We start from the raw sequence: 23,786 nt of genomic DNA, 5'->3' as shown, positions 1-23,786 counted from the left end.
TGCTAATCCCCCTTTCAATTAGTTGGGCAAGCCTTTGAATACTTCTTCCCCATCTTTCATAAATTGTTCAAAGTATTTGGCGAAATCGGCGCTGTTCTTGTAAAAGTCGATTTGGTTTTCTTTTTTCTGATATTCCTGCCACTCCGGATCCTTCATGGCCTGTTCAAACGCCTTTTCCAATTTTTCCAGTCTCTCTTTGGGAATGCCCGGCTTTCCGAAGAAACCTCTCCATATATTTTCATCTGCGATTTTCGTGAGACCGAGCTCTTTCAAGGTAGGAACGTCTTTACGGTTCGGAGCCCGCTCACCGCTGCTCACGGCTAACAAACGAAGGTCACCGGAATCGACCTGCGCATTCACAACCGAACTGGATCCTACCAGGACATCCACATTTCCTCCTAACAGTGCAAGCACCGACTTGTTTCCCCCGTCATAAGGAATATAGCTCGCTTGAATTCCAGCCTCTTTGAATATTTTTAAAGCGAGTACATGATTGGTTCCTTTAACCGTCGAGCCGGAAAACTTCAGCTTACCGGGATTTTCCTTGGCGAATTTCACCAGCTCCTCAAATGTTGTAAATGGGCTGTCTTTCTTTACGGCCACAGTTTGATAATCCGCGTTGATCGTTGCGATGGGAAGGATATCCTTCGATTTAAGAGAGACTTGGCCCGCTGCCATTGTGTAGGCAAAGGTCGAAGAGTGATAAACAATGGTGTAACCATCAGCCGGCTGCGCTAACATATGCGTTACGCCGATTGCGCCGCTTCCGCCCTCTTTATTGACGATAACGAGGGATTGTCCGAGGTATTTCTCGGCAATCTTGCCAAAGGTTCTGGAGAACACATCGCCGGGAGACCCGGCTGTGAAAGGAACTACCAAGTTGATGGCTTTGTGAGGGTAATCATCCGCTTTATTGGCTGAACCGGTATCCTTCGACATCACTTCCGTCGAATGGGTCGATCTCTGTGCACCGCAGGCCGCAAGTGCCAGTACCAGAAATAAAATAAAGATAGGAGAAACCGCTTTTTGAATTTTTTTCTTCAAACCAATTACCTCCCTAACCTCATAAATGTATTAGAAATACCGGTAACCGTCGTTATGGGGAGTCTCATCTAAGAAGAAAGCCTTGTTCCTTTAAAAAGGACTTCATGAACAATCTTCGGGATGGCTTGCGTTTCATGGTTTGCGTTTCTGTCCAAGTCTCAGATCGGCTGCCTTCGGTCCTGTTGAGATAATATTGTTTCATCACTTCGTCATATTTTCGAATATGTAGGGACGTATCTTCGATTCGTTTATACTCATTTTCAAAATAAAACGCTTTCAAAGGAAGCCGGGGCTTTTTTTCCGGGATTTCCTCGGGATAGCCGATACACATCCCAAAAACCGGGTAAACCCGCCTCGGTAAGTTCAACAGTTGCGTTACTTCATAGGGATAATTTCGCAGCCCTCCGGTATAAACAATCCCAAATCCAAGCGCTTCAGCGGAAACAGCGGTATTTTGCGCTGCGAGCGCGGCATCGATCGTTGAAATCAGAAACATCTCTGTAGTATCCAGCGATTCGGCCATATCCACCCCGCTGAGAAGCGAGATCTGTTCCAACCGATATAAGTCTGCACAGAAAACGAGGAACTCAGCGCAGGTTTTCACGTGAGTTTGATTGCCGGCATACACTGACAATTTACTTCTCTTCTTAGGATCGGTCACCCTAATAATCGAATAAGATTGGCCGTGGCTTGATGAGGAAGCTGCTTGGGCCGACCTAATGATGTGCTCCAAATCGGATTCAGCAATTTCTTTATTTATGAATTTACGTACGGATCGATGATTTTGTAATAGACGGATCACATCGGGATAATTTTCAGCATTCATCGAAGTTCATTCCCTCCCTCTTGGCACCTTTGTGCGATGGAAATAGCTTGATCTGCTCTTCATTTCAAAGCAGTAGATTCAAACCGAATGATAGCGCTTTCCTTTCTCTGTTCCTCATCACTTCCTTTTCCGGTTTTGGGCTTTCACTGCAAATTTACTATTATTTCAACATTTAGACAATTATTCACAAATTCCTTCTTTTACTTGTGCATCCCCCGGCATCCAGCTTCGAAGCAGTGCGGCTGGAACATGGGCATAGCCCTCCATTAATCTTCTGGCCGTCCGTCCATTCGCGGCCCTTGTCACTCTCCAGTTATTACCGTCTTGTACGACAACGGATTCCACTTCTAGGATTCCGGACGGATGGCCAATCTTTACCTCCGGGTTAGGCGAAGAAAATAATTGATTAGGAATCGTATCAGGGATTTTGGTAGCCGTGGCGAGAGCCATCGCACCACTGACCGCATAGGCCCTGTGCAGCGACCCCATCGAAATGTAACGGGATACGATATCGACTTCGGTTTCCTGGATCAGCTTGTTTTTATTTGTGGTATATTCACTCGATGAGGAGACTAAGGCTATTTTGGGAAGCGCATGAGTCGACGGGGACACTGCTGCCCGGTCTTCCTCCTTTATAACGCCAATTAATAGTCCACATTCCACCCTAATGTGTTCCAATGTGTCCAGCAGGTGTGGATGACCGTTAATTTCTGTTTCTGACTCAATACCCTTCAGCCCCAGATCTGTCGCCCGAACAAAAATCACAACATTCGCACAGTCAATAATCGTGACTTGAAAATCCCGCCCATCTTTAAGTTGGACTAGATCAACTGGATTTCCAGTGGGAAGAGTTCTGCCGGTAAATCCACCGCCCGAGTCCAAAAAGTTGATCATGATTCTCGATGATGCTCCGGAAACGCCGTCAATTACATAATCACCCTCATATTGGATTTGCCCGTTCTTGACCGGTATTTCCGCAACTATGATTTTATTCGTATTCGTATTATAGATATGGACGTGAGTGGTGGGCTCCTTCAATTCCACGTAGCCCTCCTCTGCAGCATACAAGCCTACAGCAGTAACGAAATTCCCACAAGTTACGTTATAATCAATTCTTTTGCTCTTCAGGCTGACTTGACCAAATGTATAATCAATATCCGCATCCGGATGTGAGGGGCGTCCGACCAGTGCGAGTTTGCTTTGCAGAGGCGTACCTCCGCCAAGCCCATCAATTTGATTAATGTCAGGAGTACCGTATAATCGTATAATGACTTCATCCCGCAATGCAGGATCCCAAGGAAGATCTGAATTTCTCAGTACCAAACCTTTGCTGGTTCCCCCCCTCATGATGACGGCTGGAATTTTATGAATTTGGCCAAAATCGTACATAGCCTTACCTCCATTGGGTAAATTTGTTCATACAATTATGGTAGCACCCTATGGAGAATAAAAAAAATACATTTATTCTTTGTTTATATATAAAAAAATTCGATGTTAACATGTCATGTTTCACTGTCTTACCTTTAACAGACAATCTACTGCGTAAGGCAGGACGGCTACAGTCGGTGGAGCGGAACATTTCATTTTCGCACTTTGAAATGCCTGTTCGATAGACTTCGAGGGATAGAAAAACATAGTTTTCAATTGTGACGGATCCAAATGATGCGATATAAAGTAGACATTATGCTTGAGTAAGGCACGGGCATACATATAAGCTTTCGAAGAATGGTTATGGTTGTCAAAGCCGGACTGCTTAAACCGATCGATCACTTCCTGCGGATCTCTTGACTCTATCAATAATTTCCCAAACGATCCTATACCATCCGGACATTCAGCAACCAAAATAATCGAGCCGCCGGGTTTCGTTATGATTTCAGCAGATGCGAGAGCTTTTTGCGATTGATGCATGTCAAAATCTTTGGGATATCCTCCGGGAGAAACAATGGTAATGTCATATAGATGAGGCACTTCCAATTCCCAAGCCTGTCTGCAAATCGTTACTCCGGCTTCATGAGCTTCTTCCAGATCACCGGCAACAGCAGCTACAATTTCCCCGCGATGATTTTTGACAACATTAACGATGAAATCAACGCCTACGGTTCTCGCGGCCTCGACGGCTTCCTCATGAAACCTGTTGTTTTCGGTAATTCCCATAACGGGTTCTTCCGAACGTATTGGAAAAGAATGATGCTGCAGCAGGCTTGTCACGCCGGCTACACCCGGCACGATACTTTTTCTGCCGCCGCTAAAACCAGCCGTTTGATGTGGAGTGATAATTCCCGTAATAATCGTCAAATCCGCTTCTACTACCAAACGGTTGACTTCGATGTCCAAACCTCTTCTTGTTTGCCCGAGGTAAACCAGTTGGGAAGGATCCGATGCGTTGTGATTGACTATTAAAAATCTTTGGAAATTTTCATACCCTACCATCTCATGAAGTTCTTCATTCGTGTTCGGGCGATGGTTCCCAGTTGCAACAAGCAAAGTAATCGATGTATCCGGGATCCCGCCTTCGTTTAACTCTTTTGTAATTTCCTCCACTAATAATTTAGTTGGAGTCGGTCTTGTAATGTCATTGATCACAATGACTGCGTTCTTTTTGCCTGCTGCAAGATCGGCCAAGCGCTCACTTCCAATCGGGCTGCGGACCGCTTTCCGGACCTCTTCCCTTTCGTCTAATACTTGGGCCAAAGATTTCACAGCCAGCTCAGCGACAGGAACTTCCAACTCAAAATGCAGTAATCCTTTTCCATAAGGAATTTGATAGATCATCGGTACTTTTCAACTCCCCGGATTATTTGTACTCTATCGCCTCCATTGCTTTCCCCCCATTTCATTGATCCTTTAGAGTTAGCGCTGATAGATTAACGATATCCTTCTCATCGTAAAATGACCCGTGCTGATGAAAATGATTGATATGGCGGCACGCTTTATCCAGCACGTTATGCATCGCCTCCACGGTTCCCCCTCCGATGTGCGGCGTGAGCACCATATTGGTCAATGTAGTAAAAGGATGTCCTCGTTCTATCGGCTCCTGCTCGAACACATCGAGACCGGCACCGAGAATGTGCTCGTCGAGTAAACATCTATACAAGGCCTCCTCATCCACGATCCCGCCTCTGCAGGTATTGATGAGAATGGATGCCGGCTTCATTAATTTAAGTTTGTGTTCGTTGATCAAATGGTACGTCTGCTCATTTAGCGGCGTATGCAGGGAGACGACATCGGACTCAGCCAGAAGCTGGTCCAGTTCCATATAACGAACGTTATTCTGTAACTCCTGTTCGTCGGTCAGACGGTACACATCGAAATAGCGAATATCACAATCAAACCCCTGCAATAGCTTAGCGACCTCCTTTCCAATGGCACCAAAACCAACCAAGCCCACTTTTTTGTGAGACAGCTCATAGGACCGATCCCGCAGTTCTGTCTTTAACCAGCTGCCCTTGTTTACAATTTCGTTATGGGCGATATTCATTTGCTTGAAGACCATCATCATCAAAGCAACGGCATGTTCCGCCACCGACCGGGCATTTCCCCCCTTTGTCATACTTACGGGAATCCCTCTGTTCGAAGCGGTTTCAAGATCAATGTTGTTTACTCCGGCACCTAATTTTTGAATAAACCGGCAGGTTTCGGCTTGTTCCATCCATTCCTTAGAAATGCCTCTTGTAAAAGTAATGAGTACGTTAGCCGAAGAAATATGGTTGTGCACGTCGCGGTCATTTTCACAAAACACGATTTCAAAATCGGCGTGCAGCTTACTTCGAATTAAACTTTTCATGCGATCGGAAATTTTATCGAGCGAGACCACTTTGGCCTTCATCTTTCCCGTCACTCCTTCGTTGACTGGCGGATAAAATAAAAATAGTCCTCACTGCGCTGGCAGTTGAACTATCTTTATTGAAAAAAAATCTTTATTGAAAACGTTATTGGTTAACGATATCTTTCGTTTTTCCCCTTACATAACGGCTTGCGGAGGCTCCCGCGAATTTGCCGAAAACGGCACCTGACATCAGGCCGGATCCGCCGGGATAATTTTCATAGAATAAACCGCCAACCATTTCACCTGCTGCATAGAGCCCGGAAATAGGTGCACCCTCTTTGTCCAGCACCTCGCCGGTCGGATTCACATGCACACCGCCAAAGGTAAATGTAATGCCGCAAGTAACGGGAAACGCATAGAAAGGTCCCTGGTCCATACGCAGCGCCCAATTAGATTTCGGGGGCGTAATGCCCTTTGTTCCTTTACCGTCCTTCACTGTAGGATTATAATCGCCTTCCTGCACGGCTTGATTGTATGCCTCGATCGTTTGGAGGAATTGCTCCTTATCTATTTTAATAAGGTCCGCTAATTGTTCCAGGCTATCCGCTTTAAAGAAGGTGGCTTCCTCTAGGAAATACTCCTTGCGAAGCATGGGGTGCACCTGCGCATCGAAAATCTGATAGGCCATGTGGCCCGGCTGTTTTAAGACTTCCCGTCCATATTTCGCATACGTATAGTTTCTAAAATCCGCGCCCTCATCCACGAATCTATTCCCCTCATTATTAAAGATGAGTCCTAGCGGAAAAGAGGACTTTTTGAAGATGTCTCCCGGCTTCGTGAAATCTCCTACTTTAGGTGCGTTAAGGTCAGTTCCGATCGAATGACATCCAGACCAGTCGCCGTAAGCCTGAGCTCCGGCTTCTAACGCTATCTTAAGCCCGTCTCCAGTATTATATTCGGAGCCTCTGACAATTGCTGCATCCCATTGGGAGCCAAGATGCTCGGAACGCATCGTTTGGTTTGCCTCAAATCCGCCGCAGGCCAAAATAACACTACCCGTACGCACCGTTACAATGCCTTCCGGTTGTTCGATTTGAATGGCTGTTACTTGATGATTTTCCATCTCCAGCTTGATGGCACGTGATTCGTACCACACATCGATTCCGAGCTCTGCCACGCGCTCGTTCAATTGGGCAACAAGTCCCACGCCTTTATTTTTGGTTTTCAACGGAAGGCCGCCCCAGAAGTGTGTTTTGCCATCTTTCTCAAAAGATTGATTTTCGTTAAGCTCGAAAATTACTCCATTTTCGTACAGCCATTTAATCACTTTCATGGATTGGGATACTAGTTGTTTGGCTAATTGGGGATCACTTTTTCCTTCTGTTACCCTCATCAAATCATTGTAATAATCTTCTTCATTGTAGACAGGCATATAAATTCTCGCTGCTTCTTCATCCGTTATTCCGGGAAGCACCTCCCTCAGTTCCTCCAGATCACGATAGGCAGTACGTATAGCACCATCCGTGAAAAAGGAATTACCTCCCCGCTTTTGAATCGGACCCTTTTCAAGTATCAATACTTTCGATCCATTTTCTTTAGCTGATATACCGGCACATAATGCGGCATTCCCTGCCCCTACAACAACCACATCGTAAGTTAAAAATTTTTCATCGGCCATATTTTTAACCTCCACAGTAGGAATAAGTTTATCTGCTTATAAGTGTAATACGGGCATAATCATAATCCAAATATTTAGTTTTTATGATTTAGTATAAGTAATTTTTATCATAAGGGTAGAAATAAAAGCTGTATCATTTTCATTTTGCAAAACAAATAAGCCCGCCATGGCTGGCAGGCTAGACCCTATTGTATATAGCCTATTCCAACCGGGATAGCAGAAACACGACTAATTAATGGAGTCACAGCAATTTTCTGTTGATCTCTTAGCGAGTCAGGTACATTTACGATAACCAGACTACCTGCTTCAAGTCCCTTTTTCACTTCGATAAAAGCCTCATTTTTGATGCCTGTCTCAATAGGAGTTCGGACTGCCCTTGTTCCTTGTGCCGTCCATACATAGCTTGTTCCGTCGTCGTTTTGCTTCACGGCGGCGTAAGGTACTTGCAAAGCGGATTCAGTTCGGCCGCTTACAAAGTTAACATCCACCTTGTATCCGGGAAGCAGCTTAGCGGTGCTTTCGTCCAAGGACAATGTGACAGCGACGACAGCTTTTTTGCCCTGGTTATCTTGAGACGCCTTGGCAATAGGGGTCATTTTGATGACGCGTGCCTTGTATTGCTCTTCACCAAGAGCAGAGCCCTCAATAACGGCTGCTTGATTCATAAAGATTTGAGATATTTGTACTTCCTTAACATCGGATATGATCTCTATTTGTGAAAGATCCGCTAAGGTCAGCAGCTCCCTGCCCCTTTCTACAATTTGACCCTCCTGTACTGTCAAATCTATAACGGTTCCACTCCTATTGGATACAACCTGCATATTCAAAAGATCCTTTTCCAGTTGTTCCTGTTGAAGTTGAATCTCTTTTACTTTCGCGTCGTACTTAGTTCTGTCTATCAGGCTTGGTCCTTGTTGTATTAAGGCAAGATTATTTGGGGCGGCATTTAAAGCAGATTGGGCCAGCTTCATTTCATCTTCTTTTTGCTGTAATTGCGTGTTAAGTGCTGTACCTGTATCATAATCATTCCTCAATTTATTCCATTCCCTTGTTATCATAGCTAATTTTATTTCTCCCTGATGAATGCTCTCTTCTTGTAGTTTCACTTCCTCCGGCTTTGGTCCTTCCTGCATTTTATTCCAATCAGCCTGCACTTGCTCGAGCTGAAGTTCGAGCTGCTGCAGCTTGAACTGGGTATCGGAAGGATCAATCTCTGCAAGCACTTGCTTCTCTCTTACTTTATCCCCGGCCTTTATGTATACATGAAGCAGTTTTCCATTTGTCCGGGCATAAAACTTACGCTCATCTTTCGGCTTCACCTTGCCGGTTGCCTGGACGTATTGGACCAGATCTGCCTGTGTAACGGATATTACTTTCACTTCCTCTCCTTTACTAAACATGTACAAGACTCCGCTAGCCGAAATTAACAGGACGGCCAGCAACCGGCCCAAACCATCCGAATCGCCGTCATCCGCTTCCTCTAATGACAAGGGGATGCCTTTATCATAAAACGAATTCTCGAATCCGGATTATTTTATCCCATAATTTGATACAAACCGTATGAGAAAGATACGTGAAAAAAGCCTGATAAAATCAGGCTTTTTTTGCATAGTTATTGAGAGTTTTAGGCCTGCAAAACTAACTTATCCCTCTCAATCGCATCATGATTGCGAAATCCTCCAAGTGCTCAACAATGGGTTATGCAGAATCTACTTCTAGCTTGCTTCCACTTCTCTTTTCCCGAATTAGGATATTATAGCTAAAAATAAATATCATTATTAGATATATTGAACAATGACTTTCCTTTGACCCAACCCTTATAATTTGGATAAAAAATACGAGATGTAACGAAACATTACACCAAACTAAAGATCAGGCCGGCAAACGCGTGTGGCGCTGTGCCAAGGGTCACTGGGAGGAACCGTTATGGAGGGTAAAGTCACATTCTCGCTGCATGACAAATGCGAAATCATAGAAAGCATTACTGAAGAAATCGAAGAATTCATGCTCTGGATGGGTTCTTTTGGAAAGCAGGAAGAAGGGGGCGTCACGCGCCTGTTGTACTCGGAAGCTTGGCGGGATGCCCAGCTTGCTTTAGCTGCTGCAATGGAACAAGCAGGTTTGGAGGCTTCCTTCGATTGGGTAGGCAATCTGTTTGGAAAACTGCCGGGAACGGAAACGAACAAGACGTCGATTATGACGGGCTCGCATGTGGATACTGTCAAAAACGGCGGGATGTACGATGGCACCTTCGGTATTGCGGCAGGCGTGATTGCCCTGAAATTTTTGAAGCAACATTTCGGCATGCCGAAGCGGAGTCTGGAGGTCGTTTCCTTGTGCGAAGAAGAAGGGAGCCGGTTTCCGATGACCTACTGGGGCTCGGGGAGCATTACGGGCCGCAGACATGTTGAAGAAATCGCCTTATTGACCGATGAGAACGGCATTTCTTTTCGCGAAGCGATGGAAGCTGCAGGCTTCGGTTCCGGTACGTTACGGGACAGCCGCCGTCAAGATATCGGCGCGTTTATTGAACTTCATGTGGAGCAAGGCATCGTTCTGGAAAGAAAGAACTTGAATATCGGGATTGTCGAGGCCATTGTGGGACAAAGACGCTACACGATCGAAGTAACGGGAGAAGCGAACCATGCCGGGACTACGCCTATGATGTGGAGAAAGGATGCTTTGGGCGGAGCTAGCGGGATGACTCAATATTTGCTGAATGCCGCAAGGGAACAGGGAGCGCCTTTGGTGGCGACGGTAGGCCGGTTTGAGGTCAAGCCCAATGTTGCGAATGTGATACCGGAGAAGGTCATTTTTACAGTAGATGTACGGCATCCGGATGCCACCGTTTTAGAAACGTTTTGTCATCGGTTTTTAACGGAATTCAGAAAAATTGCTGAAGAGCAGGAGCTTCATGTCCAAACCCATTTATGGATGAATGCTTCGCCCGTAAACATGGACAAAGGGTTGTCTGCAAAGATTGAGCGGATTTGCAAAAGCCATGATATTTCTCACCTTAGCATGGCCAGTGGCGCAGGACACGATGCTCAAATGTTTCAACACATCTGCCCGTCGGCCCTTATTTTTGTTCCAAGCCATTTGGGGATCAGCCATTCCCCACAAGAATACACGTCTCCCGCAGATTTGGCCGTCGGCACCGCCGTGTTGATCGAATTATTATATCTGCTGGGCTATAAGGAGGAGGAAATATGAAAATGTATAAGGATTTGTCCCCGTCCCTGCGTACGATCATGACACCCGGTCCTGTGGAAGTGGACCCCAGGGTTCTCAGAGCAATGTCCTTTCCGATCCTGGGCCAATTTGATCCTGAATTCACCGATTTAATGAACGAGACGATGGGGATGCTTCGTCAGGTGTTTCAAACCTCCAATCAGTGGGCATATCCCGTTGACGGGACCTCCCGCTCGGGAATTGAAGCGGCATTAACCAGTTTAATTGAACCCGGGGATAAAGTGCTTATACCGATTTACGGACGATTCGGGTATTTGCTTATGGAAATTGCCGAGCGCTGCGGCGCGGAAATAGCGACTCTGGAAACGGAATGGGGAAGCGTATTCGATCCGGAAGAAGTGATACGGGCCATTCACCGGGAAAAGCCGAAGCTCGTTGCGATCGTGCACGGTGAAACCTCTACGGGACGTATGCAGCCGCTTGCGGACATTGGTAAGGTGTGCAGGGAACTCGATATTTTGCTGGTCGTTGATGCTGTGGCCACGATTGGGGGAACACCGGTTGAGACCGACGCCTGGGGGCTTGATGTGGTCATCGGAGGAACGCAAAAATGTCTTTCCGTGCCTTCGGGCATGTCCCCGCTCACCTATAACAGCCGTGCGGAAGCGAAAATTTTACGAAGAAAAACAATCGAGAAAGGGTTACGCGATCCGATGTCCCAGACCCTTTCGGCAGGAACTGCGATTCGAAGCAATTATTTCGATTTGAGCCAGCTCCAGGATTATTGGAGCCCCGCCCGATTGAATCACCATACGGAAGCGACATCCATGCTTTACGCACTCAGGGAAGGGTTAAGAATTGTTTTGGAAGAAGGCCTGGAAGTTCGTTTTGCGAGACATGCACTAAACGAGAAGGCTTTAATGGCAGGAATTCAAAGCATGGGGCTGCAGCTGTACGGAGACCCGAAATGCAAATTGCCTATGGTTACCTGTATCCGGATTCCTGAAGGTATCGATGGCGAAGCGGTGAGAGCCATGCTGCTGGAGCAGTTCGGAATTGAAATTGCCAGCTCTTTCGGCCCGTTAAAGGGGAAAATATGGCGGATCGGTACGATGGGATTTAGCTGCAGAAAGAAAAATGTGCTGCATCTGCTCGGCGCTTTAGAGGCCGTCATGATCTGCTTCGGTGTGCCAATCCATGCAGCTGCAGGCGTTCAGGCAGCACTCCAGGTTTATCGGGAAGGAGAGGTTCCTGTTGAATAACATCATGCCGATGGGGCATCAAGGTATGGTCGCTTCCCCGCATTATATGGCCAGCACCGTCGGAAGCTTCGTCCTGCGCGAGGGAGGGAACGCTTTTGACGCTGCGGTTGCGGTTAGCGCAACCTTGGCCGTAGTCTATCCTCACATGACGGGAATCGGGGGCGATAGCTTTTTCTTAATGTATTCGGCGAAAGATCGAAAGGTCATCGGTCTTAACGGAAGCGGCCGTTCCGGCCGGGAGGTCTCTTCTTCCCTGTTTAAGGATAAAGGGTTATCCCGTATTCCCGATCGCGGTGTTCTGAGCGCCATAACGGTACCCGGTATGGTCGATGCCTGGTGGGAGGTGTGGACCCGATTTGGCCGACTGCCTTGGGATAAGCTTATTGCCCCGGCTGTCCAATATGCCGAACAAGGCTTTCCGGTTTCCAGAGATCTGTATCGCTGGATGTGTAAAGACGAGCAATGGATCCGCGAGGATAAGACTCTGAAGGAAGTATTTATGGATGGAGGCCGATTAAAAAGCGAGGGTTCCCGTCTCGTTCAATCCGAATTGGCGGCGACCTTGCGTCTTCTGATGAAGGAAGGAAGAGATGCTTTTTATAAAGGGCCGTTCATGGAAGCTATGGTCCTGGCCATTCGGGCTGACGGGGGGCTTCTGACTGAAGAAGATTTCCTCTCCCATCGAAGCGATTGGGTCGAGCCGTTGTCGACAACGTACAAAGGCGACCGGATTTACCAAATGCCGCCGAACTCCCAAGGATTTTCACTGCTGCTCATGATGAATATATTGGAGCATTTTGACCTGGCAGGCATTCCGCGAGATTCGGCCGCATTTTATCACCTGATGGTGGAGGTCGTCAAAAAGGCATTTCAATATCGGGATCGTTACTTGACGGATCCGGATTTTGCGCATATTCCTGTAGACCAACTGTTGTCAAAAGATTTCGCAAGGCAATTAAGCGAGCAAATAACATTAACGCCCATGGAAGCCAGCCCTTTTCTATCTTCGCCCATGGGGCAGGATACCGCTTATGCCGCTGTCGTGGACGATGAGGGGAACGCGGTCTCTTTCATCCAAAGCTTATACTATGATTTCGGGTCGGCCTACGTTCCGGAGGGCACAGGTGTGATTTTGCAAAATAGAGGTTCATTTTTTTCGCTGGATGCAGAGCACCCCAACGCCTTGCTTCCGAACAAACGCACCTTTCATACGTTGATGCCGGGGATGGTGCTGCGCGGGGAAAAGCCATACTTATTACTTGGAACCCAGGGCGGCGAAGGGCAGCCGCAAACACAGTTATCCATATTGACCGGTGTTTTGGATTATGGCTGCACGATTCAAGAAGCGATCGCTTTGCCGCGTTGGGTGTATGGGCGGACTTGGGGTCAAGCGAGCGATTCGCTGAAAATGGAAAACCGGAATTTGCAATCGGCCGCGGAGAAGCTCATGCAGTGGGGGCATCGCGTGGAACTCGTGTCCGGTTGGGACGGTATAGTAGGCCAGGCCCAAGGAATCTGTATCGATACGAACGGGGTTATGTACGGCGCCGCCGATCCCCGAGGAGATGGTCTTGCCATCGGTTGGTAAAGTTCGGCAATGAAAGGAATGAAGGAGCAGGATGATCAAGACGCTGTTGGATTTATTTATCGCTTTTGGGAGATCGACTATGCTGGGGTATGGCGGAGGCCCGTCGATTATTCCCTTGTACCAGAATGAAGTGGTGAACCGGTTTGGCTGGATGGGAAACGAGGAATTCGGACAAGCGCTTGCATTCGGCAATGCGCTTCCGGGTCCTATCGCAACCAAGCTTGCGGCCTATATCGGATTCAAGGTTGCGGGATGGAGCGGTGCTGTTGTTGCGGTCGGAGCCGTCGTGCTGCCGACCGCACTGCTCATGGTTTTGCTCGTGAATGTGATGTATAAATTGCAGAGCAATATTTATATTAAGGGTATGATCAAAGGGATTCAACCGGTCATTTTTGTCATGTTGGCCATGTTGGCGTTTGATTTTGCGAAGTTTGCTTTTCAAAAAGGAAGCGGGATGTTTTCTTTTCTGCCTTTTTTGATTGCAGCCCTTTTTTTTATTTCGGTGCAATATTTGGGGCTGAATCCGATCTGGGGGATTGTGGCTTCTCTGGTCATCGGCGCTATTTTCATGCATGGATAGACTGCTGATGAGGCAGCTGCCTAACGCCTGGCGATGACCATAACGCGTATGACCCCCCCTGTTATCCCCTTGGAATGTATGCTCCATAGCAAGCGGAATCCACGATAGCGTTTTTCCACGACTTTAATGGGCCGGGTACCTTGGCAGCCCGTTTTCTGTAAAGAAAAATGACATGCAGCCGTTGCCGGCTTGCATGTCATTTTCCGTTGTCCACCATTTTATGCCCGTTAGCCATACATGCAGCGCCGCACCTCAGATGATGAAAATGGTTAGAATCCGTCCATAATGCTACTACGGCTGGGAGAGGATCGATGGCTGACTTCATCCCTTTGTGCGACAGCAGTCGCTCGTCCTCGACGATCTGTTTGGCAAGATTCAGTTATTCGCTCACCGAGCCTTCATGGTCAGGCAGCAGCTTCTTCTCGAGCTTCGGATGCCGCTTGACCACAACGCGAAGCAGACGCTTTGCCGCATCCCGCCGTACGTCGAGCGGACTTTGTTCCGGCTGTGCCAGCCTGCGTGCGGGTTTCTTGTACGATACGTTCGTCTGATAGATGGTACAGGATTTGCAATAACTGCAAACGAAACAGCAGATCCGGCTCATTTACCGGTCTGCTGTAATACTTAACACAAGGATTGTTCTACCAGCTCGTGAATGAAACCAAAATCTTTCATGGGAGTTTTCATCCCCTCTTTTTTCACATGATATGCCGGGTCAGAACGCTTGCTTCTTAGTTGCATCGGCAAGGTTAGTTTCGCCGAGAGCATACGCAAGTCTGCCGTCAAGCACGTTTTCCGCCTGATGCTTATTAAGCAAGCCCTCCCAACGCGCAACGACGAAGGTGGCGACAGCATACCCAATAATATTGACTGTTGTCCGATAATTTCCCATGAATCGGTCAGGCGCAAGCATCAGGGCGACTGCGGCCATTGGTATGGAGCCTGTTGCCGCCGCGGTTGCTGACAGTGCAACAAATGCGGACCCCGGTATTCCGGCCATCCCCTTGGACGTTAACAGCAGAACTCCCAGAAGCACAAGCTGCTCGGCAATGCTCAAATGAGTGCCGGTCGCTTGGGCGAGAAAAACCAGTGCCAGCGATAAATAGATTGAGGCCCCGTCCAGATTGAACGAATATCCTGTAGGCACCACCAGTCCGACAACGGCGCGGTTGCAGCCGGCGTGCTCGAACTTATTCATCAGCTGCGGCATGACCGCTTCCGTCGAACCTGTTGCGAACGCGAGAAGAATCTCCTCCCGGACGTAGAGAATTAGTTTCCAGAGACTGAGACCAACGTATGCCCGCATGATGATGGCTAATATAATGAGAAAGGCAACACATGCGACGGTCATGGCAATAAACAGTTTACCGAATGAAAGGAGCGTGTTAATCCCGTACTGGCTGACCGCGAAGGCCAATGCGCCGAATGTCGCTAGCGCCGTAAGCTTCATGATATAGCCCATAATTTGAAACATGACTTTGTTGGCATGTTCGAGGAAATCGACCAGAACCTCCGACGTCCGTCCGCCAATATGGATGATTGCAAAACCGCACAAACAAGATATTAGCAATACTTGCAATATCGAATTGTTTGCGAACGCTCCGATGGCGCTTTCCGGGATCATATTCAGGAAGAAATCCGTCGTGCTGGGAAGCTGCGAGCCCTTGGTCGCTTTGGTGACTGCATCCGTTGATAGGGTAGCGGTATTGACATTCATTCCTGCACCGGGATTCATCAAGTTTGCAACTACCATGCCTATGATCAGCGCGATGGTCGTTACGATTTCGAAGTAGAGGATCGTTTTTCCTCCCATTCTTCCGACCGCTTTTATGTCACCGACCTTGGCAATACCAACGACAACAACTCCAAAAACAAGCGGTGCAATGATCATTTTGATCAGTTTGATGAAGCCATCGCCTAGCGGCTTCAGGGCAATGCCAATGGTCGGCCAAAAATAGCCCACTAAAATACCCGCGACGATCGATGCAATAATCTGAAAAAATAGTCCTTTGTAAAAGGGCCTCTTTAATATCTCAGTTTGCGTTTGCGAATTCATACTCTCTTTCTCTCCTTCCAACCATTTAACGTGACTTTATATCACATATATTGTTTGTTTATATAACAGATTATAATGAATTTATTTGACTTATTCATCATACAGAATAAACAAAATTAAAATCCCCTTTGTTCATATTGCACAAAATCCGCCCTATGTGATATATTTTTGTTAAATTATATCACGCATAATGTAATGAAGGAGAGGTTGTCCATGATATTAGCGGATCTTCTGAAAATTCCCTGCTTGTCCACATCCAGAGTAATCGCCGGGGAAGAGGGGTTGAACCGCATCGTCTATTCTGTCAACATGATGGACGCTCCGGATATTATCGACTTTTTAAAACCTCAGGAGCTGCTGCTAACCACGGCATATGTCATAAAGGATCGTCCGGAAGCACTGGAATCTCTGGTCTCCAATATGGCCAATGTCGGCTGCGCCGGACTCATGATCAAGACGAAGCGCTTTTTACCGGCAATCCCTATTCGTGTTGTAGAAGTCGCCAATAAGCTGAACTTTCCCATCATTGAGCTTCCTCTGGATTTTTCTCTTGGAGAAATTATGAACCAGTCGCTCAGCTATATTCTCGAAAAAAGTGCCGACGAGCTGCGATACGCTTTAGAAAGCCACAGACATTTCACCAGTATCGTGCTGGAGGGAAAAAGCATTCCGGAGATTGTGCAAGAGCTCTCCAAGTTGCTGGATTCCCCTACACTGCTGTTAAATCATAAACTGGAGCTCATTTCTTCATCCCGACATTTTCAAAGCGCACCTTATATGGCGTTGCTGCCCGTCATCCAGCATGCATTAACGGCCTTGCCGGCCACCCGCTCCACCCAATCTTTGTCCTTGGTGGCGGATGCCGATTCACCATGCCGAAACGTAGCCGTTCACCCTATTCAAACCTATCAGCCTCAAGGATTCCTGATTTCGTTCATTGACAATCCGCCAACCAATAAACATCCCTTAATGGCAATGGAGCAAGCGGCCAACGTGATCAGCTTCGAAATGCTGAAACAGCAGGCGGTAAAGGAACGCTCAAGAAGGTACAAGAATGAATTTTTTTCGGATTTGGTGGAAGGGTTCGTAACCTCCGAACAGGAAGTGATTCATCGGGGAAAAAGATACGGTCTAAACGAACACAGCACCTCTTTGTGTATCGCAGCCAAAAAAGACGCGCCGGCGGAATCAAACGGCATAAACCCCGCTTCGCTTGAAGACAGCAGATTTACGGAGCGCGAGGAACTCTATCAATTAATTAAAAAAGGATTTACGGATCATGGAACGCCCTTTGTCATTTTCACGAAAAACGACCTGTTTGTTGTCATCCTTTCCTATAATCCGAATGAGCCTTATCTTCAAGAAACGGAAATGGAACTGGCGGAGCTATTAAAAAAGATTGCCGATGAGATCTATAAGAGGACTCAGATTGCCGTCTCCTTCGGAGTTGGTAATCCCGTGCAAAAGCTCTTGGATATTTCCGTCACCTACAAAGAAGCGTTCGATGCCCTGCAAACCGGATATCTCAGTAAGAAAAGGATGTTTGTCCAATTCAATCACATTAAAGAATTGGCGGATTTATTACGAATGGTTCCCATAGGAGAGTTGAAGAAATTTTACTTGGACACCTTTCAAGATCTGAAAGGACTGGAGGAAAAAGAACGAAAAGAACTGATGAGAACACTGATGGTCTTTTATGAGAATCATTGCCAAATCGCTGAAACCGCCAAACAGCTTTTTGTTCATCGAAATACCGTTATCTACCGATTGGACAAGTGCGAGCAATTAACAGGACGGAGTTTGCGCACCCCAAGCGATAGTCTTCGCTTCCGGGTCGCTTATCTGATTGAACCTCTACTCCATTAGCTTGATAGAGAAGAACGTTCTCTTTTGCGTTGTATCGAAAGGTTTCTTAACATCTTAAAATCCGAATTCTTATACACACAGGAATTTGAGAGTATTGAACCATTCAAAGTGGAACTAGAAAAATACATCAACTACTATAATCACAAACGAATTAAGACAAAACTAAAAGGCATGAGCCCAGTACAGTACCGAACTCATGCCTTAAAGGCAGCTTAACTATATCGTGTCTTGAGGATTACGATTAAACTCCAGGTCCCCAAGGATCTCTTTGTCCTCAACGTTGTCGCGGATAACTTTCTGCACACCGATAGCGCTGTACGAGATAAGGAGAACCACGGCAATGTAGTATCCTTTGACGTTCAATTCAAAGGGCGCATTATATAGTCCAATAAAGAACATTACATAGCCAATCAATAAACCGATATATGACATGCCAGTAAAGGCTGTCGTATTACGCATTTTATGCTTTGGGTTATCTTGCTGCAAAAATTTGTCTTCTGCGTTGTCTCGGGCAACCTTCTGCACCACAATACAGGTCATCGTTATGAGAACCACACAAAGGATATAGTACCCTTTGACATTAAGCTGCCAATCCGCGTTATAAACCCCAATTGCAAATAAAAACAATCCTGCTGCAAAAGCGAAGTAAGATACAGCTGTAAAAGCAGGTGTATTCCTTCTTTGATATTTTTGATGATTCATATGCGTTTATCCTCCATAGCAACCATTTTTGGTTAATACTTGAACTACTTATAATTTAAATAATTTACCAATATCCTACAAGTACTATCTTTTTTTAGTACCACACTAAGGCCCAGGACAAGCAAAATCAACTCATTGAAAACACTTGCTCTTTGCATTTGGTTGTCGGTGTAGATATTGCCCAGGAGGCTCACGTTGCTCGTTCGGTCAGCTATTGGGGAATTGCACTGGGATCGCCGCTGGAGTTCGGCAACCATGACGAGGGCTTTCAACTGTTCGGTCGTTGGATTCAAGATCTGCTCAAGTCTTACAAGTTGACCAAAGTCATCGTCGGCATGGAACCTCCCCACCTATCGGGATATGTTGCGCAAAATGGACCCGTTCCGTTAGAAAAACCGACCTCCACCCCTTAGTTAGATGTGACGAAGCATGTAAGGGCATAGACCCGTTGAGACATGGGAGCGAGAATCGCTAGGGCTACGTGGAGACGTGCACAATATGGAACAACTTGGGTGTTGGACACCATACCTTTGTTCTCGCATGCCCTTTCTACGGATCTAGCCACCGGCTCCTCCGTGTGACTCTCTTCTCTCATCTTACACAGGGTGAAATCCTGCGAATTCATGAGTCTCAGTGAGGAAACTGAATCATATTGAGGGAGCGTAATAAACTGGAGTTTGAAATTGACGTGAGAAAATAAATTTCATGCCGATGTTATTAGGAATCCCGGGAGGCCACAAGCATCAATTCAAAAAAAACAGACCATTGGCATGGTCTGCGTGATAGCATTAACGGGTATCACCGTTTAAGCATTGAATCCACTCAAGTCTAATCGAGTCACGGACGTGCCGATGTCCCGTCCGGCAAACGGGCCAACGTCCATTTTGGAAGTACGTTCGTACACGGATACTTCTTTGCTTTTTCTTCATCGATATCGATGCCGAGTCCTGGAAGGTCATTCGGATATACATATCCGTCTTTTTCTACGGGGCATCCGGAGAATACTTCGTAAACTTCTTCCTTGAATCCGTTCCACTCCTGAATACCGAAATTGATGCTGCTTATGTCCAAATGCACGTTTGCGGCATGACCTACCGGAGAAACATCTCCCGGCCCGTGCCACGCAGTGCGGATGCCGAAAGCCTCTGCCATGGACGTCATTTTTTTAACCGGAGTTATTCCGCCTACTTGGCTAACGTGCACACGGATAAAGTCAATCAAGCGATTGGACATAAGCGGAAGCCATTCATTCGGATTGTTAAACAGTTCCCCCATGGCGATTGGAGTCACCGTATGCTGACGAATCGTGCGATACCATTCGATTTGTTCCGGTGGCAGCGCGTCCTCCAGATAAAACAGCCGGAATGGTTCCATCTGCTTAGCGAACGCGACCGCGTCTATAGGAGACAGCCGTTCATGAACATCGTGCAAAAATTCGATTTCCCAGCCAAGCTTGCCACGCAAGTGCTCGAACAATTCGACGATCCCTCTCATATAAGCCTTCGGATCGTAATAAACGCCGTCCAATGCGTTCTCAGGTTTGATAATTTTTTGGTCCCGACCGCCATATAGCCCCATCTGACAGCGCACATAACGGACGCCCTGTTCCATATAAGACCTTACATTTTCTTCTACCTCTTCTTTGCACGATCCGTCAGCATGCTTGTATATTGCAGCGCCTTCGCGGCATTTGCCGCCAAGCAGCTGATACACCGGTAAACCGGCAATTTTCCCTTTTATATCCCATAACGCCATATCGACGCCCGAAAGAGCATTGTTAAACTCCGGACCATTGCGCCAATAGCCGCTTACCATCGCAGTCTGCCAAATATCCTCGATACGGTGTACGTCTTTTCCGATTAGAAAAGGCTTTAAGTAATCCTCGATAGCTGAGGCAACAGTCAAATATCTTTGGGTAAACGTAGCGCATCCCAAGCCATACAAGCCGGGTTCCGACGTTTCGACTTTGACCACCACCAGGTTGATTCCCTCCGGGGCAGTCAGTATCGTTTTCACATCGCGTATAGTAATCATCTTCGCTGCTCCTATCCGAACATACTCTATTGTTTTACGGCTCCTGCCGTCAGACTGCTGATAAAATACTTTTGCAGGAAAATAAACAGGATGATTAGGGGCAAGCTTGATACAATGGAAGCCGCCATCAAATCGTTCCACACAATCTTATAAAACCCGTTCAATTGACCGATGCCGATCGGCAAAGTTTTCATCTTCTCTGAGGTCGTCAAAATAAACGCAAACATGTATTCGTTCCAACCTACGATGAATGAGTAAATCGCCGTAGCCGCCAAGCCGGGTAACGACAAGGGAAGAATAATCTGCACAAACGTGCGGACCCGGCCGCATCCGTCGATTTTCGCCGCCTCATCCAGCTCCTTAGGTATCCCTTGAAAAAAGCCAAGCATTAACCATGTGCAGAACGGGACTGAAAATGAGATGTACACCAAAATCAAACCCCAATGGGTGTCTACCAGACCAAGCGTTTTCAAAACCTTATAGAACGGAATCAGCAGCATGATAGACGGAAACATTTGCGTAACGAGCAAAAAGGTCAGGAACGCCCCCTTCCCGCGGAATTGAAAGCGAGATGCCCCGTATCCTGCCAGTGCGGAGAATACTAGGGAGATTCCGGTAGAAACCAGCACAACGATAATACTATTGTAGAAATAAGTACCGAACGGATAATCCTTCCAAATTCGAGAGAAAGCTTCAAAAGTGATGTGTTCCGGGATCCATCTGGGCGGAGTAACCATAACTTCATCCATCGGCTTGAGTGCTGTCGACAGCATCCACAACGTCGGAACCAATACGCATAAGGAAGCAATTGCCAATATTAGATACATGAGCAGGTTGAACAAGCGTCCGTTTCCATTAGTCGTTGTCATTGCCGAACAGCCTCCTGTATAAAAATCCGATTAAGAAGCACACAAAGAACACGATCACTGCCATTGCCGCAGCTTTGCCAAAATCGAAGAACTGGAAGGCTTGCTTGAAAATATCGATGCTGACAACGTTTGTGGCGTCCCCCGGGCCCCCCTCCGTCAGCAGCCAAATCATGGTGAAGTGTTTGAACCACCAGACGGTATCAAGGATCAGTGTGACCACGAGCACCGGAAGCAGACCGGGCAGCGTGACGTAACGGAACGACTGAACCCGATTACAGCCATCGATCTTGGCCGCTTCATACGTGTCCTGCGATATCGACTGAAGCCCGGCGAGGACCATCATCATAACCATCGGGTAACCCTTCCATACGCAAACGATGACGATCGCGATAAAAGCGTAAGATGCGTCACCCAACCAGGAAACCGGACTATCAATCACATGAAGACGCATCAGGATATCGTTGAAGAGGCCGTACATCGGGTTGAACAACCACTTCCACAACAATCCGACTACTACTTCCGGGAGCAGCCAAGGGAGGATTAGAATTGTCCGAAAAATTGTTATGCCCGGCAACTTCATATTCAGTATGAGCCCAAGCACAAGTCCGATCGCGAAGTGACCGATAACGGTAAACAACGTATATTTCAACGTGACTACAATATTTCCGACAAACTGAATGTTTGAAAAAATGCTTACATAATTGTTCAGTGCAACAAAGTCCCATTTGTTGACCAAATTGGTATTAAAAAAGCTAATGTATGCGCCATACAGTAGAGGATACGTAACCAACAACAAGAGCGTAATGGCAGCCGGCAAAATGAAACCATATGCGGCCCACCACTCTTTTTTGACGATTGCGTTCTTCACTGTCCCCCCTCCTTTCTTTTCATGATGCCGCCAGCTTTCTGAAGAAGGAACTCCCTTCTTCAGAAAGCCATCGGTGTAATTTGTATGCTTACTTGCCTTCTTTTGCAATCAATTCATTTGCACGTGCAGCCGCTTTTTTCATGGCTTCGTCAGCCGTTACTTTCGAATTCGAAGCCAAGAGGACTTGATAAGATTCGGCTACGATATCATAGAATTGCGAATACGTAGAAATGGTCGGTGCATGATAAGCGTACTGCAGCGCTTTTACGAATCCGGCCTTATCCGGAGCGCTCAGCGACGGGCTTGATGCCAATTGGGCTTTAGTCGGCAGCGGGCCGGTTGCTTCAGTGAATTTCAGTGCATTTTCATTGTTAAGGAGATACTTCAGGTAATCTGCAGCCACTTCCTTGTTTTTGCTTGTTGCCGAAATGGAATATCCCAGCAGCCCGAATGTTGCAGAGTGCTTTTCTTTCATCGGTATAGGAGCGCTGTACAGTTTTCCTTTCATATCCGGATTTTGCGAGATGATGGTGCCGAGAGCATTCGGTCCGCTGATCAGCATGGCCGCTTTACCGGAGGCGAGCATGCTGGCCGCTTCCGGGAAGCCGGTTTCCGTTACGCCCGGAGGAACCACACCGTATTTATTGTTCAGATCGGTATAAAATTGCAGGGCATCCTTAGCTTTCGCAGTGTCCAAATCAGTTACCCATTTGCCGTTCGCATCTTTGCGGACTTCTTCCGCGCCGAAAGAGCGAAGCACAGGCAGGAAGCGGGTTCCTCCAGATGTATTGCGGGTACCGATCATAGCGAAGCCCCATTGATCCGGTTTGCCGTCGCCGTTAGTATCCTTTGTAAGCTTTTGAGCCGCAGCGAGAAAATCGTCCCAAGTTTCCGGAGCCTTCAGCCCTTCCTTCTCGAACAAGTCTCCCCGATAAATCAATGCTTGAGGCGTCGAGGTCCAAGGAATGAACTGCAGCTTGCCGTCTATGCTGGATTCCTCAATGACATTCGAATAAAATTCCTTCAGATAATCCACCCCGAGGAGCTTGCTCAAATCCTCCGTGGCATTCATTTGATAAACGTTGTACATAAATTCCGGCGTGTTTGTAAAGACGTCCGGCATTTGATTGGCAGCGGCAAGTACAGATATCTTTTTGTACATGTCGTTCATCGATACACCCATGAATTCAATTTTTACATTCGGGTGCTCTTTCATATAAGCTTCCGCTATTTGCTTCTCAATGTCTCCCCCGGGTTTTTCCGTTTGGACAGCGGACATAATGGTCAAAGTAGTTTGCTTAGATCCTGTTCCCGCCGCTCCCGAATCGGAATTCTCCGCTTTTGACGAACAACCGATCATGCTTGCGGTTAAGGCCAAGGTGAGAGTTGCTGTAGTAATGCTTTTCAATTTCATAGTTTACCCTCCAACTTGTTGTCATTTATTTGTTCAAAACG

18 protein-coding genes and 3 pseudogenes are annotated in these 23,786 nt (G+C 47.0%); 7 read left to right on the top strand and 14 right to left on the bottom strand.

Annotated features, from left to right (window positions below; genetic code table 11):
- Nucleotides 1–18: 18 nt before the first annotated feature.
- The 7 genes from ACZ439_RS17930 to ACZ439_RS17900 form a co-directional block, all read right to left on the bottom strand.
- A complete protein-coding gene (locus tag ACZ439_RS17930; RefSeq protein WP_127608170.1) occupies nucleotides 19–1,044 on the bottom strand; it encodes a tripartite tricarboxylate transporter substrate binding protein in 1,026 nt (341 codons plus the stop codon).
- Between the two features lie 64 nt (nucleotides 1,045–1,108).
- The gene (gene nfsA / locus ACZ439_RS17925) at nucleotides 1,109–1,870 is read right to left on the bottom strand and encodes an oxygen-insensitive NADPH nitroreductase (RefSeq protein ID WP_141335793.1); all 762 of its coding nucleotides are present in this window, start codon (nucleotides 1,868–1,870) and stop codon (nucleotides 1,109–1,111) included.
- A 180-nt stretch (nucleotides 1,871–2,050) separates the two neighbouring features.
- Nucleotides 2,051–3,259: a 2-methylaconitate cis-trans isomerase PrpF family protein gene (locus ACZ439_RS17920; protein WP_127608172.1), complete on the bottom strand. Its 1,209-nt coding sequence runs from the start codon at nucleotides 3,257–3,259 to the stop codon at nucleotides 2,051–2,053.
- A 120-nt stretch (nucleotides 3,260–3,379) separates the two neighbouring features.
- On the bottom strand, nucleotides 3,380–4,642 hold the full coding sequence (locus ACZ439_RS17915) for a nickel-dependent lactate racemase family protein (RefSeq protein ID WP_464619993.1): 1,263 nt from the start codon (nucleotides 4,640–4,642) through the stop codon (nucleotides 3,380–3,382).
- A 61-nt stretch (nucleotides 4,643–4,703) separates the two neighbouring features.
- Complete coding sequence (locus tag ACZ439_RS17910) at nucleotides 4,704–5,696, bottom strand: 2-hydroxyacid dehydrogenase (RefSeq protein ID WP_127608174.1); 993 nt, start codon at nucleotides 5,694–5,696, stop codon at nucleotides 4,704–4,706.
- A 103-nt stretch (nucleotides 5,697–5,799) separates the two neighbouring features.
- Complete coding sequence (gene tcuA, locus ACZ439_RS17905) at nucleotides 5,800–7,314, bottom strand: FAD-dependent tricarballylate dehydrogenase TcuA (RefSeq protein WP_127608175.1); 1,515 nt, start codon at nucleotides 7,312–7,314, stop codon at nucleotides 5,800–5,802.
- 185 nt (nucleotides 7,315–7,499) lie between these two features.
- Entirely contained in the window at nucleotides 7,500–8,714 is a 1,215-nt protein-coding gene (locus ACZ439_RS17900) for an efflux RND transporter periplasmic adaptor subunit (protein WP_127608176.1), read from the bottom strand.
- Between the two features lie 526 nt (nucleotides 8,715–9,240).
- Between ACZ439_RS17900 and allC the strand changes: the two genes are divergently transcribed.
- Genes allC through ACZ439_RS17880 form a run of 4 tightly spaced genes read left to right on the top strand, consistent with a single transcriptional unit; the run spans nucleotide 9,241 to nucleotide 13,936 of the window.
- A complete protein-coding gene (gene allC, locus ACZ439_RS17895) occupies nucleotides 9,241–10,527 on the top strand; it encodes an allantoate deiminase (RefSeq protein WP_127608177.1) in 1,287 nt (428 codons plus the stop codon).
- Nucleotides 10,524–11,768, top strand: coding sequence for a pyridoxal-phosphate-dependent aminotransferase family protein (locus ACZ439_RS17890; protein WP_127608178.1), 1,245 nt, complete (start codon nucleotides 10,524–10,526; stop codon nucleotides 11,766–11,768). Before allC ends, ACZ439_RS17890 begins: the two co-directional genes overlap by 4 nt.
- Nucleotides 11,769–11,772: 4 nt before the next feature.
- A complete protein-coding gene (gene ggt / locus ACZ439_RS17885; RefSeq protein ID WP_464621141.1) occupies nucleotides 11,773–13,356 on the top strand; it encodes a gamma-glutamyltransferase in 1,584 nt (527 codons plus the stop codon).
- A gap of 31 nt (nucleotides 13,357–13,387) precedes the next feature.
- Nucleotides 13,388–13,936: a chromate transporter gene (locus tag ACZ439_RS17880; protein WP_127608180.1), complete on the top strand. Its 549-nt coding sequence runs from the start codon at nucleotides 13,388–13,390 to the stop codon at nucleotides 13,934–13,936.
- Between the two features lie 304 nt (nucleotides 13,937–14,240).
- Here ACZ439_RS17880 and ACZ439_RS17875 read toward each other — a convergent pair.
- Both ACZ439_RS17875 and dctA read right to left on the bottom strand, forming a co-directional pair.
- A pseudogene (locus ACZ439_RS17875) lies at nucleotides 14,241–14,593 on the bottom strand (hypothetical protein); the annotation flags it as partial.
- A 58-nt stretch (nucleotides 14,594–14,651) separates the two neighbouring features.
- Entirely contained in the window at nucleotides 14,652–15,992 is a 1,341-nt protein-coding gene (dctA, locus tag ACZ439_RS17870) for a C4-dicarboxylate transporter DctA (protein WP_127608181.1), read from the bottom strand.
- A gap of 282 nt (nucleotides 15,993–16,274) precedes the next feature.
- Here dctA and ACZ439_RS17865 point away from each other — a divergent pair, with 282 nt between their 5' ends.
- Nucleotides 16,275–17,858, top strand: coding sequence for a PucR family transcriptional regulator ligand-binding domain-containing protein (locus ACZ439_RS17865; protein WP_236595791.1), 1,584 nt, complete (start codon nucleotides 16,275–16,277; stop codon nucleotides 17,856–17,858).
- Nucleotides 17,859–17,891: 33 nt separating this feature from the next.
- Nucleotides 17,892–18,074, top strand: a pseudogene (locus ACZ439_RS17860) (IS3 family transposase); the annotation flags it as partial.
- On the opposite strand, the gene ACZ439_RS17855 reads toward ACZ439_RS17860, so the two are convergent.
- The gene (locus ACZ439_RS17855; protein ID WP_054799259.1) at nucleotides 18,075–18,560 is read right to left on the bottom strand and encodes a YiaA/YiaB family inner membrane protein; all 486 of its coding nucleotides are present in this window, start codon (nucleotides 18,558–18,560) and stop codon (nucleotides 18,075–18,077) included. It abuts the pseudogene before it with no gap.
- A 134-nt stretch (nucleotides 18,561–18,694) separates the two neighbouring features.
- Here ACZ439_RS17855 and ACZ439_RS17850 point away from each other — a divergent pair.
- Nucleotides 18,695–18,904: pseudogene (locus ACZ439_RS17850) on the top strand (IS110 family RNA-guided transposase); the annotation flags it as partial.
- Between the two features lie 493 nt (nucleotides 18,905–19,397).
- On the opposite strand, the gene ACZ439_RS17845 reads toward ACZ439_RS17850, so the two are convergent.
- The 4 genes from ACZ439_RS17845 to ACZ439_RS17830 all read right to left on the bottom strand — a co-directional run bounded on the left by ACZ439_RS17845 (nucleotide 19,398) and on the right by ACZ439_RS17830 (nucleotide 23,745).
- On the bottom strand, nucleotides 19,398–20,594 hold the full coding sequence (locus tag ACZ439_RS17845) for an enolase C-terminal domain-like protein (RefSeq protein ID WP_464619992.1): 1,197 nt from the start codon (nucleotides 20,592–20,594) through the stop codon (nucleotides 19,398–19,400).
- A 26-nt stretch (nucleotides 20,595–20,620) separates the two neighbouring features.
- Complete coding sequence (locus ACZ439_RS17840; RefSeq protein WP_464619991.1) at nucleotides 20,621–21,463, bottom strand: carbohydrate ABC transporter permease; 843 nt, start codon at nucleotides 21,461–21,463, stop codon at nucleotides 20,621–20,623.
- Nucleotides 21,450–22,331 (bottom strand): carbohydrate ABC transporter permease, encoded by an 882-nt coding sequence (locus tag ACZ439_RS17835; RefSeq protein WP_127608186.1) that lies wholly within the window; start codon nucleotides 22,329–22,331, stop codon nucleotides 21,450–21,452. Before ACZ439_RS17835 ends, ACZ439_RS17840 begins: the two co-directional genes overlap by 14 nt.
- Before the next feature lie 88 nt (nucleotides 22,332–22,419).
- Nucleotides 22,420–23,745 (bottom strand): ABC transporter substrate-binding protein, encoded by a 1,326-nt coding sequence (locus ACZ439_RS17830; protein WP_464619990.1) that lies wholly within the window; start codon nucleotides 23,743–23,745, stop codon nucleotides 22,420–22,422.
- Nucleotides 23,746–23,786 lie beyond the last annotated feature (41 nt).

The sequence above is a fragment of the Paenibacillus sp. JCM 9796 genome, assembly GCF_055379675.1.
This window is presented reverse-complemented; position numbering and strand designations above follow the sequence as displayed.

What these genes read in the sequence shown, in the direction of transcription:
- nfsA (WP_141335793.1), bottom strand. Translation starts at nt 1,870, where the DNA reads ATGAATGCTGAAAATTATCCCGATGTGATCCGTCTATTACAAAATCAT.
- tcuA (WP_127608175.1), bottom strand. Translation starts at nt 7,314, where the DNA reads ATGGCCGATGAAAAATTTTTAACTTACGATGTGGTTGTTGTAGGGGCA.
- ACZ439_RS17845 (WP_464619992.1), bottom strand. Translation starts at nt 20,594, where the DNA reads ATGATTACTATACGCGATGTGAAAACGATACTGACTGCCCCGGAGGGA.
- ACZ439_RS17900 (WP_127608176.1), bottom strand. Translation starts at nt 8,714, where the DNA reads ATGTTTAGTAAAGGAGAGGAAGTGAAAGTAATATCCGTTACACAGGCA.
- ACZ439_RS17910 (WP_127608174.1), bottom strand. Translation starts at nt 5,696, where the DNA reads ATGAAGGCCAAAGTGGTCTCGCTCGATAAAATTTCCGATCGCATGAAA.
- allC (WP_127608177.1), top strand. Translation starts at nt 9,241, where the DNA reads ATGGAGGGTAAAGTCACATTCTCGCTGCATGACAAATGCGAAATCATA.
- ACZ439_RS17880 (WP_127608180.1), top strand. Translation starts at nt 13,388, where the DNA reads ATGATCAAGACGCTGTTGGATTTATTTATCGCTTTTGGGAGATCGACT.
- ACZ439_RS17890 (WP_127608178.1), top strand. Translation starts at nt 10,524, where the DNA reads ATGAAAATGTATAAGGATTTGTCCCCGTCCCTGCGTACGATCATGACA.
- ACZ439_RS17830 (WP_464619990.1), bottom strand. Translation starts at nt 23,745, where the DNA reads ATGAAATTGAAAAGCATTACTACAGCAACTCTCACCTTGGCCTTAACC.
- ACZ439_RS17855 (WP_054799259.1), bottom strand. Translation starts at nt 18,560, where the DNA reads ATGAATCATCAAAAATATCAAAGAAGGAATACACCTGCTTTTACAGCT.
- ACZ439_RS17840 (WP_464619991.1), bottom strand. Translation starts at nt 21,463, where the DNA reads ATGACAACGACTAATGGAAACGGACGCTTGTTCAACCTGCTCATGTAT.
- dctA (WP_127608181.1), bottom strand. Translation starts at nt 15,992, where the DNA reads ATGAATTCGCAAACGCAAACTGAGATATTAAAGAGGCCCTTTTACAAA.
- ACZ439_RS17915 (WP_464619993.1), bottom strand. Translation starts at nt 4,642, where the DNA reads ATGATCTATCAAATTCCTTATGGAAAAGGATTACTGCATTTTGAGTTG.
- ACZ439_RS17920 (WP_127608172.1), bottom strand. Translation starts at nt 3,259, where the DNA reads ATGTACGATTTTGGCCAAATTCATAAAATTCCAGCCGTCATCATGAGG.
- ggt (WP_464621141.1), top strand. Translation starts at nt 11,773, where the DNA reads ATGCCGATGGGGCATCAAGGTATGGTCGCTTCCCCGCATTATATGGCC.